At 61.3% G+C, this 13,240-nt stretch carries 11 protein-coding genes; 4 read left to right on the top strand and 7 right to left on the bottom strand.

What is annotated here, in order from left to right; all coding sequences use genetic code 11:
- Positions 1-5 precede the first annotated feature (5 nt).
- Positions 6-1,853, bottom strand: coding sequence for a carbamoyltransferase family protein (locus SynMINOS11_RS00765; protein ID WP_222929710.1), 1,848 nt, complete (start codon positions 1,851-1,853; stop codon positions 6-8).
- Between the two features lie 57 nt (positions 1,854-1,910).
- On the opposite strand from SynMINOS11_RS00765, the gene SynMINOS11_RS00760 reads away from it, so the two are divergent.
- Positions 1,911-3,182, top strand: a complete 1,272-nt coding sequence (locus tag SynMINOS11_RS00760; RefSeq protein WP_186549165.1) for a (Fe-S)-binding protein — start codon at positions 1,911-1,913, stop codon at positions 3,180-3,182.
- Here SynMINOS11_RS00760 and SynMINOS11_RS00755 read toward each other — a convergent pair.
- Positions 3,142-4,386: a four-carbon acid sugar kinase family protein gene (locus SynMINOS11_RS00755; RefSeq protein ID WP_186549163.1), complete on the bottom strand. Its 1,245-nt coding sequence runs from the start codon at positions 4,384-4,386 to the stop codon at positions 3,142-3,144. The two genes, SynMINOS11_RS00760 and SynMINOS11_RS00755, sit on opposite strands and share 41 nt — an antisense overlap.
- Positions 4,387-4,394: 8 nt before the next feature.
- On the opposite strand from SynMINOS11_RS00755, the gene SynMINOS11_RS00750 reads away from it, so the two are divergent.
- A complete protein-coding gene (locus SynMINOS11_RS00750; protein ID WP_186549161.1) occupies positions 4,395-5,537 on the top strand; it encodes an FAD-binding oxidoreductase in 1,143 nt (380 codons plus the stop codon).
- Here SynMINOS11_RS00750 and SynMINOS11_RS00745 read toward each other — a convergent pair.
- Genes SynMINOS11_RS00745 through SynMINOS11_RS00735 form a run of 3 tightly spaced genes read right to left on the bottom strand, consistent with a single transcriptional unit; the run spans position 5,499 to position 9,338 of the window.
- Positions 5,499-7,568, bottom strand: coding sequence for an acyltransferase family protein (locus SynMINOS11_RS00745; RefSeq protein ID WP_186549159.1), 2,070 nt, complete (start codon positions 7,566-7,568; stop codon positions 5,499-5,501). The genes SynMINOS11_RS00750 and SynMINOS11_RS00745 overlap by 39 nt on opposite strands.
- Before the next feature lie 36 nt (positions 7,569-7,604).
- Positions 7,605-8,459 carry an aldose epimerase family protein gene (locus tag SynMINOS11_RS00740; RefSeq protein ID WP_186549157.1) on the bottom strand — a complete coding sequence of 285 codons (855 nt, stop codon included), beginning with the start codon at positions 8,457-8,459 and terminating at the stop codon, positions 7,605-7,607.
- A gap of 3 nt (positions 8,460-8,462) precedes the next feature.
- Positions 8,463-9,338, bottom strand: coding sequence for an alpha/beta fold hydrolase (locus SynMINOS11_RS00735; RefSeq protein WP_186549155.1), 876 nt, complete (start codon positions 9,336-9,338; stop codon positions 8,463-8,465).
- A 42-nt stretch (positions 9,339-9,380) separates the two neighbouring features.
- Here SynMINOS11_RS00735 and SynMINOS11_RS00730 point away from each other — a divergent pair, with 42 nt between their 5' ends.
- Positions 9,381-9,692, top strand: a complete 312-nt coding sequence (locus SynMINOS11_RS00730; protein WP_370586172.1) for a hypothetical protein — start codon at positions 9,381-9,383, stop codon at positions 9,690-9,692.
- 1 nt (position 9,693) lies between these two features.
- On the opposite strand, the gene SynMINOS11_RS00725 is transcribed toward SynMINOS11_RS00730, so the two are convergent.
- A complete protein-coding gene (locus SynMINOS11_RS00725) occupies positions 9,694-10,179 on the bottom strand; it encodes a methyltransferase family protein (protein WP_255445430.1) in 486 nt (161 codons plus the stop codon).
- Between the two features lie 74 nt (positions 10,180-10,253).
- Between SynMINOS11_RS00725 and SynMINOS11_RS00720 the strand changes: the two genes are divergently transcribed.
- Positions 10,254-12,776: a glycogen/starch/alpha-glucan phosphorylase gene (locus SynMINOS11_RS00720; RefSeq protein ID WP_186549149.1), complete on the top strand. Its 2,523-nt coding sequence runs from the start codon at positions 10,254-10,256 to the stop codon at positions 12,774-12,776.
- On the opposite strand, the gene SynMINOS11_RS00715 is transcribed toward SynMINOS11_RS00720, so the two are convergent.
- On the bottom strand, positions 12,773-13,210 hold the full coding sequence (locus SynMINOS11_RS00715; RefSeq protein WP_011934557.1) for a hypothetical protein: 438 nt from the start codon (positions 13,208-13,210) through the stop codon (positions 12,773-12,775). The genes SynMINOS11_RS00720 and SynMINOS11_RS00715 overlap by 4 nt on opposite strands.
- Between the last annotated feature and the right edge of the window lie 30 nt (positions 13,211-13,240).

Here is a 13,240-nt window from a genome sequence, read left to right as displayed (position 1 = left end):
AGGGGTCAATCGAGTTCGAATTCCTGCATCCAGCGCTCGTCGCGCTCTTCTGCTGGTTGCTCTTCTTTCAGCAGCAGCTGATTTTCCAGCACCAACACATCCATCTCGGTGCGCATAAAGCAGCGGTAAGCATCCTGCGGGGTGCAAACGATGGGTTCTCCGCGCACGTTGAAGGAGGTGTTCACCACCGTGGGGCAGCCCGTGCGGCGCTGAAAGCTCTTGATCAGGTTGTAGTAACGGGGGTTGGTGCTGGGGCTCACGGTCTGCACCCTGGCGGAATAATCCACGTGGGTGATCGCCGGCAGTTCCGAGCGAGCAATGTTGAGCTTGTCGATGCCAAAAAGCTTCTCCTGCTCAGCCGTCATGGGTTTGCAGAGGCTCTGCTTCACGGGAGCCACCAGAAGCATGTAGGGGCTCTTGCTGGAGAGTTCAAACTGATTGCTCACCTCTTCTTCCAACACCGAAGGCGCAAAGGGGCGGAAGCTTTCGCGGTATTTGATCTTCAAATTCATCACGCTCTGCATCTGCTGATTGCGTGGATCACCAATGATCGAGCGGCCCCCCAACGAACGGGGCCCGAACTCCATGGCACCGTTAAACCAACCGATCACCTTGCCCTGATCCAGCAATTCAGCCAACCGCTCGAACAACAGACGATCCTCCAGGGCATGGAACGGGGCCTTGATCTGCTCGAGGTAGGAGCAGATTTCCGCGTTCTCAAAACGGGGCCCCAGATAGGTGCCATTCATGCCGTCGCCGCTCTGGACCTGACGGGGCTTCTCAAAGTGCTGATGCCAAGCGACCAAGGCAGCGCCAAGGGCTGAGCCCGCATCACCACTGGCAGGTTGAATCCAAACCTGATCAAAGATTCCTTCACGCAGCAACTTGCCATTGGCCACGCAATTGAGGGCCACACCACCGCTCAAGCAGAGATTGCGGGCACCGGTTTCCTGCTGCAATGAGCGGGCCAACTTGACCACGATCTCCTCTGTCACCACCTGAATCGAGGCGGCCAGATCCATGTGGAACTGGGTGAGCTCGGTTTCGCCTTTGCGCGGCGGCCTGCCGAACAACTTGTGGAACTTGCGGCCGGTCATGCGGAAGCCGCGATGGAACTTGAAATAGCTCAGATCAAGCCGGTAAGTGCCATCGGGCTTGATATCGATCAGATGATCTTTGATCTGATCGACGTACTTGGGCTCGCCATAGGGAGCGAGCCCCATCAATTTGTATTCGCCGGAATTGACCTTGAAACCGCAGTAATAGGTGAAGGCCGAATACAACAGCCCAAGGGAATGGGGGAAGTTGATCTCCCACATTGGCTGGAGGCTGCTGCCCTCACCAAGCCAAGCCGAGGTGGTGGCCCATTCACCAACCCCATCCATGCAAAGCACAGCCGCTGATTCAAATGGGCTGGGGTAGAAGGCCGCACCAGCGTGGGAAAGGTGGTGCTCACTGAACAGCAACTCCGGGAGCTCAACCTCGGCTCCCATCGATTCGGCCACCGCCTTGAGCTGTTTTTTGAGCTCGGTCTTGAGGAAGAGCTTTTCCTTCAGCCACACCTGCATGGCTGCCACAAACGAGCGCCCACCACGGGGGGCAGCACCGAGATAGGTCTCCAGCAAACGCTCAAAGGTGAGCAGCGGTTTTTCGTAGTAGATAACTGCATCGAGGTCAGCCAAGGTCAGCCCTTGGCTTTCCAGGCAGTAGCGCACCGCATGCTGCGGGAAGCGCGAATCGTGCTTTTTGCGGCTGAAGCGCTCCTCTTGAGCAGCAGCAGTGGCCACACCATCCACCACCAGAGCAGCCGCGCTGTCGTGGTAGTAGGCAGAGAGGCCGAGGATGCGCACCAAAAACCAGCCGGGGCGCGCAGTCTCCCATGGGGGGCCATCAAAAGCCAGACTGCAGCGATGACTAACCCCTTGCCCGCTAGCGACCCCTGCGTGCACTGCGGTTTTTGCCTGCCCACCTGTGCCAGCTACCGGGTGCTCGGCACAGAAATGGACTCGCCCAGAGGGCGCATCCATACCCTCAAAGCCATTGCCGCCGGGGAGCTGGAACTCGATGCCGCCGTGGCCCCGCATTTCGACAGCTGCCTGGGCTGCTTTGCCTGCGTCAGCGCCTGCCCAGCGGGGGTGCGCTACGACCAGCTGATTGAGCAGGTGCGCCCGCAGCTCAACAAAGCCGAATTGCGCAGCCCCTGGCAACGCCAACTCAGGCGCCTGCTGCTGGGAGTGATCCCTTACCCGCAGCGGCTCCGCGCACTGCTGCAACCCTTTCGGCTCTATGCCGGCGGGCCTCTTCAGCGCCTAGCTCGCATGAGCGGCCTGGTGAAGCTGTTCGGCCCGGAGGTGGCCGCCATGGAGCAGCTATTACCAGCCCTGCCAGAGGGCTCGTTTGGGCCCGACCCCCAAGGCGTATTGCCAGCACAAGGGAAACAGCGCGCCCGGGTGGGCTTGGTACTGGGCTGCGTGCAACGGGTGTTTGATCCAGCGGTGAACCAGGCCACCATCGCTGTGCTGCGAGCCAATGGCGTGGAGGTGGTGCTGCCAGCCAGCCAGGGCTGTTGCGGCGCGGCCTCCCATCACCAAGGAGAGCTCGAGCAAACCCGTGATCTGGCACGCGATCTGGTGAAGCAGTTCGAGGGAGAGCCCTTGGATGCTGTGCTGGTGGCAGCCTCTGGTTGCGGCCACACCCTCAAGCAATACGGCGAACTGCTGCCTGGTGAGGAAGGCTTTTCAGCCCCCGTGCTGGATGTGCATGAATTCCTCAGCCAAATCGGCTTGAGCGAAGCCTTCCAAGCCCAGCTGCAACCCCTACCCAAAGCCGTGGCCTATCACGATGCTTGCCACATGATTCATGGCCAGGGCATCGCCGCTCAGCCGCGGCGACTGTTGCGCGCCATTCCTGAGCTGCAACTGCGCGAAGCCACTGAAGCCGGCGTGTGCTGCGGCAGCGCAGGGATCTACAACCTGGTGCAGCCCGAAGAAGCCGCAGCCCTAGGCCAGCTCAAAGCCGCTGATCTGAGCGGCACCGGAGCTGAGCTGATCGCCAGCGCCAACATCGGCTGCAGCCTGCAGATTCGCCAGCACCTCGGCCCCGATGGACCGCCAGTGCTGCACCCGATGCAACTGCTCGCCATCAGTGCCGGGCTGCTTCCAACAACTGCCAGCAACGGCTGAGCGTTGTCCGGTCCCCCAAATTCCCAGGGAACGTCACCACCGGCAGCCGGCCAAAACGGGGATGGGGCACAGGCGGCTGCACCATGGACAGACCCGGCAGCAACTGACCCAACAGACGCACCTGCTGCAACTGCAATCCCTGCCGCAAGAGCGTCAGGCTGGTGGTGCCGCCTTTGGCAATCACGTATCCCAAAGGCAGCTCAAGGGTCATCACCACCTGGGCCATCTGCAGAGCCAAATCCCTTTGCTTCGCTGGGCTGTAGCCAGGCCGTTCGCCGCGGCTGCTGAACAACACAGGCGTGATGGCACGGCTCAACAACTGCTGGAGCTGATCTCTGAGCGCAGACGGCTCTTGGGGCTCATCAAGGCTGAATTCCACACCGCTGCAGCCGGGCTGCTCAAGCAAATCGACGAGTTGGGCATCGCTGAGCGGCACATGGGAGCCCACCAGCACCAGGCCAGGAGCAGCAATCGGCGGCACTTCACGTGGCTCCAGCAGCACCGACGGCATCCCGCTGAGGCCATTCAGCAGGCTGGCTGCGCTTTGGCAGAGATGCTTCCGGCCCAGGCCCAGCTCAGCGAGCACTCGCTCACCAATCAACTCCAGATCATTCGGGCTGCTGGCATCGAGCACAGCCCATTGCCCCGTCTTCAGCTCTGCCAAGGATTCGGCTGGCTTCAGCCGCACCACAACATTGGCTTGGATCAATCCAGCTGTTTTGTGCTCAAGCCACTGCGGCAAATCGCTGCTGGGGTAGCCAAAGCGCTGATCACGGGCAAACGCCGAGTGATGCAGCGGCTCCCCCTGCAACAGGTGCACGCCGTCTTTAGTCGTGCGGCCCCCCTGCGGAAAAGCTGGCACCAGCAGGTTGGCGGCAAACGGCCCCAGCTCAGCGCGGATCACCTCCAGCTCGAGCGGCGTGTGCCCGCGCAGGGTGGAGTCGCCGCGGCTCACCACCATCCAAGGCCGTGTCAATTGCGCGAGCAAAGGCTTGAGGCGCCGGCACAGGGCCGTGAGCTCTTGGCGCACTTGCTCGGGCTCCAAGGCACGGCTGTTGGTCAACAAAAACAGCAGCGGTGAGGGATCAGCCAAACCCGCCTGCAAGGTGGCGGTGCTGAAATCAAGCAGCAGAGGACAGCCCCGCACGGTCTGCGAGCCGGTGGGGTCATCGTCAAAGACGATGATCTTGGGGCTGCTCGCCATTGCCTGGCATGCCGGATCTGGCTCCACTCCTAACGCCCGACCGGCACGAGCTGGTGGAGCTGGTGCGCGATCTCCACAGCCAAGCCAACCCCTGGGTCCCTAGCGGCCTGGGCAACCATCTGCACTGGGGCCCGCAACCCCAAATCCAAAGCTCCGTGCTGAGCCTGCGCCGCCACAACCAGGTGCTGGAGCATGCAACCGGCGATTTCACCGTGACGGTGGAAGCCGGCATGGCGCTCAGTGAGCTTCAAGCCGTGCTGGCGGAGCGCGGGCAGTGGCTACCCATCGATCCACCACTGGCTGGCCCCAGCAGCATCGGGGGTGTGGTGGCACGGGGCGTCAGTGGCCCACTGCGCCACAAGGCCATGGGGCTCAAAGACCAAATGATCGGCATCAGCCTGCTGCGCAGTGATGGCACAACGGCCCACGCCGGCGGGCAAGTGGTGAAAAACGTGGCTGGCTACGACCTGATGCGCCTACTCACCGGCAGCTGGGGCAGCTTGGCCTTAATCACACAGCTCACGCTTCGCACCCAACCACTGCCCAACCACCGGCTGTGCTTTGGAGTCAAGGGTTCCCTGCCTGCCTTGCAGCAGCTGCGCCAAGACCTGTTGCTCCATAGCCCCCTGGCCCTGGAGCGGCTGGAATGGAAGCATCAAGCCGGCGAGATCAGCTTATGGTTGTCGCTGGTCAGCCTCAACCCTGAGGGTCTGCAGCAGCAGCAGCAGCAGCTCAAGGCGTCACTGGCTCCGGAGCTCAACCTGCAGCCACTGGACTGGGAACCAAGCCCCACGGATGTTGAGAAGGAACCATGGCTGCTGCGGATTGGCGTGGAGCCCCAACGCTCTGATGACCTGCTTGGCCTAGCGGCCATCAAGCCATGGACATTGCAGCTGGGTGCCGCCAGCGGACTCGGCCTCGCCACAGGCCAAGCCGCCAGCCACCAAGTTGCCGAACTGCGCCAGCACTGCGAATCCCTTGAGGGCTACCTGACGGTGCTGCAGGCACCTCAAGGCCAAGACATCCAGGCCTGGGGCAATGCTCCAGCTCGCCCGATCATCGAGGCGGTCAAACGCCAGTTCGACCCGCTGCAGCAGCTCAGCCGCGGCCGCTTACCCGGCGTTGCTCCGGTCCAAGCCGTTCGCGCGTAGGAAGTCCAGGAACCGTGGCGCCAACGATTGGCTGCCGCTAATCGTCATGTGGTTCGAGTCGAAATAACGCAACTGCCCATCGGGAAGCAGGTGGGTGACCCGGCCGTTTTGAAGGAACTCTTCGGTGGGATCAAACACCCGAACATTGGGGTGACCGTTCGCCACCGCAGCAAACACATCGCGCTGGGTTTGCTGCATCTGGGCCACGATCTTGGGATCAGGTGAACAGAGCAGCGAGCGGTTCTCGGGGCCTTGCAGATAAGCCCAGGCTTCACAGGCCACCGGCTCTCGGCGCAGCACCGGCGGATCCACCACAAGAATCAAATTGATGCCCTTTTGCTGCAGCTGGCTCGCCAACGCGCGCATGTCAGCGATGTAGATCTCACGCACCTTGGCGTGATCCTCCAGCCGCTCTCCATCCACCACATAGGGGTAGGTGTTGGTCCGTCCTTTAACGGTGATGTCGGTCAAATAAACGTTGAACCAATTGCTGATCATCAGGCTGTCGCCTGGATTCAACCGCTTCAACGTGCGCTCAAATTCGCCGCGTGAATAGCCCACGCAGGGTCCATAGGCCTTCTTCCGCAAGGTGGGAACCAAGCGAGAACTGTTGAGGCACGAGCCCTTGAAGCTGTAGGTGACTTTTTGGCCTGTGCTCTCGGCGGCGGTTTTCAGCATCGGCAGCATCGCCAACGCATGGGAATCGCCCATCAGGAAGATCTCGCCAGCAGCTGGATTGCCGCCCGCCTGGCTGCACTTCACCAGATCCGTTTGCGTCTCAGGGCCATAGGTCACCCAGGGATCCACCGTGCAGCCACCGAGGGAGAAGCGATCGCTGGTAGGCACAAACGCCGAACGGCTGCCTTGAAACACTGCGCCCCGGTAGGTGAAGCCCAAGGCATCAAGGCCGCACCAGGTCAGCACCACTGCCGCGATCGCCAAAAGCGCTTGCCACAGCCCTGGCAAACTCCAGCGCCGGCAGGGGGTTTCCACAAAGCGGTAGGCCCCCCAGGCCAGGGCCACCATCAAGCCCAAGGCCAACAGCATCAAGGCGGGCTGATCCAAACCGGTGGTCCAGCGCATCAGCGTCAGCACCGGCCAATGCCAGAGGTAGAGGGAATAGGAGAGCAAGCCCAGCTGCACCAGCGGGCGTTGCAGAACACTCCAATCACTGCCGGCATGCAACAGCAGCAAGGTGGCCACCACAGCTGGCAAAGCGCCAGGCGCCGGGAAGCCCTGCTCACTGCTGGTGGTCAGCAGCGCCACAAGTAGTAGGCCCACACCCAGGAGCCGCGCACCCACCAGCACGCGGGGGCCTTGGCAGGCACTCAACCAGTTCTGGCGTTGCGCCAACAGCAACAGTGCGCCAGCACTGAGCTCCCAAAAGCGGCTGGGCATCAGGAAGAACGCCAGGTTGGGGGCCTGGGCCGTCCACACCAGGCTCAACACCAGAGAAGCCGTGATCAGGCCCAGCAACACCTGCACCACCCGCGCCGGCCGCAACCAGCGCGCCATCACCAAGATCAGTAGAGGGAAGAGCAGATAAAACTGCTCCTCCACCCCCAACGACCAGGTGTGGGACAGGGGGTTGAGGTTGGCGTCCTGGGCGAAGTAATCAGTGCCGTTGAGGGCAAAGAAATTGTTGGACCAGCCGTAGAGCGATTTGCTCGCCGCGGTGAACATCCGGCGCGTTTCGCTCGGCGGCACCAGCAGGGCAATGCCGATGCTGGTGAGCCCCACCATCAGCAGCAAATTGGGCATCAACCGCCGCAAGCGGCGCAGATAAAAACCACCCAGTTGAGACCCCAGAGATTCGCCCTGGTGCTTGATCAGCGAGCCAGTGACCACATAGCCCGAGATCACAAAAAAGACGTCGACCCCAGTGAAGCCACCCGGCAGCCATGCCTCATTGAAGTGGTAAAGAATGACCGCCAGCACAGCGATGCCGCGCAAGGCATCGATGTCTGGCCGGTACGTCCAGCTGGATTTTTTACTTGCGACGCTGACAGGGTTTTGGAGAAGTTGCTGCACCCCAGACCCATTCACAGAAGCGCGAATGTATCAGCTTTAGACAGTTGAAACCACGTAGCGGGTACAGAGGCTGCGCTGTTCCCCAGGGGCCAGCTCAAGCTTGCAATCGCCACTGATCAAGCTCTGGCGCGGCCCCGTCCAGGGCTCCATGCACACCATCGATCGCGGCGGATCGGTCCAGAACACCGCCAGATTCCAGGGATCGCTGAGCTCCATCGTGAGCTTCTGGCCCGCCGCGGCGTCCACCAAGGCCACGTTGCCTGCGGGCCGCACCAACAAATCAATGCCCTGATCCAGCTGGGTGAGCACGCCTGCGGTGCTGGCTGCGGCCATGGGTTTGTGATCAAAGCCCTGCTCCGGCATGCCCTCAAAGCTCAAACCCGTCAGGCCGCTGACATTGAAATAAGGGTGCAAACCAAAGCTGAACGGCAACGGCTGATCGCTGCGGTTGTGCAGCGTCATCGCCACCTCAAGCACTCCGGGAGCCAGGCGGTAATCCAGCTGCAGCAAAAATTCGAAGGGAAATTCAGAACGGGTTTGCTCGCTATCGCTGAGCTCCAGCCGCACGCCCCGGCCATCACTCAAGGCACTCAGGCTCCAGGGCAAGTTGCGAGCAAAGCCGTGTTGCTTCAGCGTGGCCGTGCGGCCACCCGTCAACGGCAGGCTGTCGCCGGGGAGGTTGCCGCAGATGGGGAAGAGAATTGGCGCACCACCGCGAACCGATTGGCCAGGGGTGAGAAAGCGCTCTAGGTCCAAATAGATGATTTCGCGGCCCTGCACCTGCCAGCCGGTGAGCAGCCCGCCTCGCTCGGGAACCACCCGAATCAGATCACCGTTTTCAGCGGTGAACACGGAATGGGCATAGGGAGCCGACAGTTCCTGCAGAGGCATGGCTCAAGGCAAGGTGCCCAGCCATTGCAGCAACTCAGCGTTAACAATTGAGGGGACTTCATCGTGGGGGCAGTGGCCTGCCTCCAGCACCACCTCAGTGGTGGCCTCAGGGGCATAGCGCTGGAATGCTTCCCGGCGCCCGGCGGCATTGATCCAGGGATCGCGGATTCCCCAAAGCAACAGCAATGGAGCCTTCAACTCGGCAAACAACTCATCAAGGGGTTGGCCGCTGGGGATGTCGAACACCGTGCGAAACACGCCAAACGCCCCTGGATCGAGGGAGGGCTGGCGGATCGCCTCCACCAGCTCGTCATCGACGTTGGTCTGATCGATATACACCTGCCGCAAGGTGCGGCGAATGGTGGCGGGACGGCGCAGGTTTTCAAACAGCACCCTCTGCACCACAGGGCTTTTCAAGATGGCCGTGCCAATGCTTTTGCGGGCAATGGCGCCCCAACCCTTCAGGGGAGCTTTTTCCTCGCTGAATGGCCCGGCTGCATTCAGCAGCACCACCCCAGCGCAGTCATCGCCAAGGGCTGCACCAGCAGCCAGGGCTGAATAGCCGCCCAAGGAGTTCCCCACCAACACCGTGGGCCGGCCGATGCGCTCGCGCACATAAGCGCAGAGCAAATCGCGCCACAGCGCTCCCCCATAAGCCACCCCAGCTGGCTTAGCGCTGCGGCCAAAGCCGAGCAGATCGACGGCGTGCACCTCATAGCTCTCGGACAGCACAGGGAGGTTGTGACGCCAGTGGTCGGTGGAGGCACCAAAGCCATGCACCAGCAACACAGCGGGGCGCTGCTGATCATCACCAGCAGCAACGCAATGAATCGGGCTGCCGCGAAAAGTCCAAGACGCTGACACAGCGGCGCAAGCCAAGGGCCAGAGATGCTAGGGATACGCGGCGTTTGCCGCCGAGCCTTGCCCCTGAGCAGTAGCGACTGGATCACCTTGGCCAGCGGTTCAGCGCTATGGGCCTTGGCCCTCTACATCCCCTTGAGCGGACCCTTGGGCCGGCTAGAAGCCGAGCTCAGCGGCACGGGCCTCAGCGAGTCGCTGCAAACCACGATCTTGGTGCTGAGCAGCTTGCTGCTCGCTGCAGCCATCGGCCTGATCAGCCAAATCGCCATGAGTTGGGCTCTCGGGCCCAGCTGGGGCGCCAGCTTGGGGCTGATGGCTGTGCTCTCCGGCGCCTTTTGGAGCTTGGCCTCGCGCCGAGAGCAGGACGACTGATTTAAAAGCCAGGGAAGAAGGCTGGAACCCGCTGTTGATAGGCGCTGTAGTCGGGGTAGTAGCGCAGCAGAGCTTGCTCTTCCCGCTTGGCTTTGCCCCTCAGCAACCCCACTAAGCCCAGCAGCAGCAGGGGATGCAGTACACCGCCCTTGATCAACGCCATCCCCAGGGCGCACACCAACACCGCCAGATACAGCGGGTGGCGGCAAAAGCCATACAGACCCTGCGCCTTGAGCTCAGCATTGGGCATCGGCTCAGGAAGTGGCGTGAGGCTGCTGCCCAACTGCACAAAGGCCACTGCCGCCAGCACCAAGCCAGCGATCAGCACCACCACACCAACGACCATCAGCCCTTGCAGAGAGCTCCATTGCAAGGGCCAAGCGGGCAAGGCGATGTCCAAAGCAATCAGCACAAGCTGGCCCAAGAGCCACCATTCACCGCGCCGGTTATCGAGCCAGCCGCCCCAACTGAGTCCCCAATCCCGCATCATTCCGCCGCCTTAACGGTTCAGCCAACTTGCCATCGCTACGGTCCGTGGTGACCGTTGTGCCACCCAATCCCATGAGCGAGCAGCCTGCGGAATTTTCGATGCCTACCCCCGGCGGTTTTCAGGATCCTGAGCGCAGTGGCCTCAGCGCTGATGACCTGTTTGCTGGCATCACTGAGCATCTGTTCTTCACCCTGGGCAAGCTGGCCCCCAGCGCCACGCGCCATGACCTCTACATGGCCCTGAGCTATGCCGTGCGCGACCGGCTGATGACCCGGTATTTGGCTGGCAAAGAAGCCCTGAACGAGCATCCAGCCAAAAGCGTTGCCTACCTCTCAGCGGAATTCCTGATTGGCCCGCAGCTGGGTAACAACCTGCTAATGCTGGGCATCGAGAAGGAGGCAGCTGAAGCCCTACATCGCTTTAACGGCACCACCCTGGACGACGTCCGTGAGGTGGAGGAAGAACCAGGCCTCGGCAATGGCGGTTTGGGGCGCCTGGCCGCTTGCTACATGGAATCGCTGGCCAGCTTGGAAGTTCCAGCGGTTGGCTACGGCATCCGCTACGAGTTCGGGATCTTCGATCAGCTGATCCGCGATGGCTGGCAGGTGGAGATCACCGATAAATGGCTCAAAGGCGGTTGGCCCTGGGAGCTCACCCACCCTGATCAAGCGGTATTTGTGGGCTTTGGCGGCCGCACGGAGGGCTATACCGATGAGCACGGCCGCTACCGCTCCCGCTGGATTCCAGGCGAGCACGCCATCGGCATCCCCCACGACATCCCTGTCCTGGGCTACAAGGTCAACACCTGCGATCGGCTCCGGCTCTGGCGCGCCACAGCTACCGAGTCGTTTGACTTCTACGCCTTCAACATCGGCGATTACTACGGCGCTGTTGAGGAAAAAGTCGGCTCGGAGACCCTCTCCAAGGTTCTCTATCCCAACGACGGCACCGATGAAGGCCGCCGCCTGCGCCTGAAGCAGCAGCACTTCTTCGTCAGCTGCTCTTTGCAGGACATGCTGCGCAACCTGGAGCAGCGCAAGATTCCAGTGACGGAATTCCCGCAGCACTGGGCCGTTCAACTCAATGACACCCACCCAGCAATTGCGGTGGCTGAGCTGATGCGCCTGCTGATTGATGACAAGAACCTGGATTGGGATGTGGCCTGGGACATCACCAGCCGCTCACTGGCCTACACCAACCACACCCTGCTGCCTGAAGCCCTGGAGAAATGGGGCCTGCCCCTGTTCGCCAGCCTGCTGCCGCGCCATCTGGAGCTGATCTTTGAGATCAACCGCCGATTCCTGCAGCAGGTGCGGCTGAAACACCCTGGTGATGACGCCATCTTGCGCAAGCTCTCGATCATTGATGAAGAGGGCCAAAAAGCCGTGCGCATGGCTCACCTCGCCACCGTGGGCTCCCACCACGTCAACGGCGTGGCCAAGCTCCACAGCGATCTGGTGAAGAGCAGCTTGATGCCGGAGTTTGCTCAGCTCTGGCCTGAGAAATTCACCAACGTCACCAATGGCGTTACCCCACGGCGTTGGATTGGCCTCTGCAACCCACAGCTGCGCGGCCTGCTCGATGAGGTGATCGGCCAAAACTGGCTGCACAACCTCGATGAGCTCAAACAGCTCGAGCGCTTCCAAAACGATTCCAGCTTCCTGGAGCGCTGGGACCACACCAAGCTGGAATCCAAACGCCAGTTAGCGAGCTACATCCACCGCCACACCAGCGTGCTGGTGGATCCCGCTTCGCTCTTTGATGTCCAGGTCAAGCGCATTCACGAGTACAAGCGCCAGCACCTCAATGCTTTGCAGGTGATCGCGCAGTATCTGCGGATCAAGAACGGCCAAGGCGATGGCCTGGCCCCGCGCACGGTGATCTTTGGCGGTAAAGCAGCCCCCGGCTACTACATGGCCAAGCTGATCATCCGATTCATCAACGGCATTGCCGAAACCGTTAATTCCGACCCCGACATGGATGGCCGCCTGCGGGTGGTGTTCCTGCCGGATTACAACGTCAAGCTCGGTGAGCGGGTCTATCCGGCTTCGGATCTCTCTGAGCAGATCTCCACGGCCGGAAAGGAAGCTTCTGGCACCGGCAACATGAAGTTCGCCATGAATGGCGCGCTCACGATCGGCACCCTTGATGGCGCCAACGTCGAGATTCGCGAGCAAGTGGGAGCCGACAACTTCTTCCTGTTCGGCAAAACAACTCCAGAAATCGAAGCCCTGCGCAAGAGCGGCTACCGCCCCTGGGAACTCCTTGAGGCACTACCTGAACTGCAGGAGGTGCTGCATTTGGTGGAGCAAGGCCATTTCAGCAATGGCGACACCGAGCTCTTCCGGCCGCTGGTGGACAACCTGCGCGGCCAGGATCCGTTCTTTGTCTTTGCTGATTTCGCTGCCTACTTGGACGCCCAAGACAGCGTCAGCGAAGCCTGGGGCAATCGCCAGCACTGGAACCGCATGAGCCTGCTCAACAGCGCTCGCACGGGCTACTTCTCATCCGACCGCTCCGTGCGTGAGTACTGCGATGGGATCTGGAAAGCAGCGGCTGTCCCCGTAAAGGTGACCTGCCAAAGCAACCCCTAGGGGAGATCAGGCGTTTGGTGTAGCAGCCGGTTGAGCCGCAACCGATCCACATTCAAAGGATCAGGAGCGAGCTCGCCGGCCAGTTCTTGGAACTTCTGCTCAACAGCTTCTGGAACGCGCACATCAAAGATGCGCTCCATCAGCACCTCAATCGAGAAGAGGTGAGCATTGATGGTTTCTAGGTCGCCCAACGCCTGCTGAAGGCTGTTGTCTTCTGTTGCAGCGCCGCCTGCTGCTGCAGGTGACGCCTCACCAGGGTGGGGCTGATTTTTTTGAAGATCTTCCAGCACGCGGCCTGCCAAGGTGCGGAACGCTTGCAACGCCGCCCAATTGAGCTCTTGCTGCTGACGCAGGCTGGGATTTTCACGGATTAACCGGTCGTGCTCGCGGTAGAAGCGCCGGCAATCAGGGCATTGGCAGGGCTCTTCGGGCAAAGAGTGCTCCCTCAGGACCAAATTCCATCA

This window comes from Synechococcus sp. Minos11 (genome assembly GCF_014279855.1).
Classification (GTDB): Bacteria; Cyanobacteriota; Cyanobacteriia; order PCC-6307; family Cyanobiaceae; genus RCC307.
This window is presented reverse-complemented; position numbering and strand designations above follow the sequence as displayed.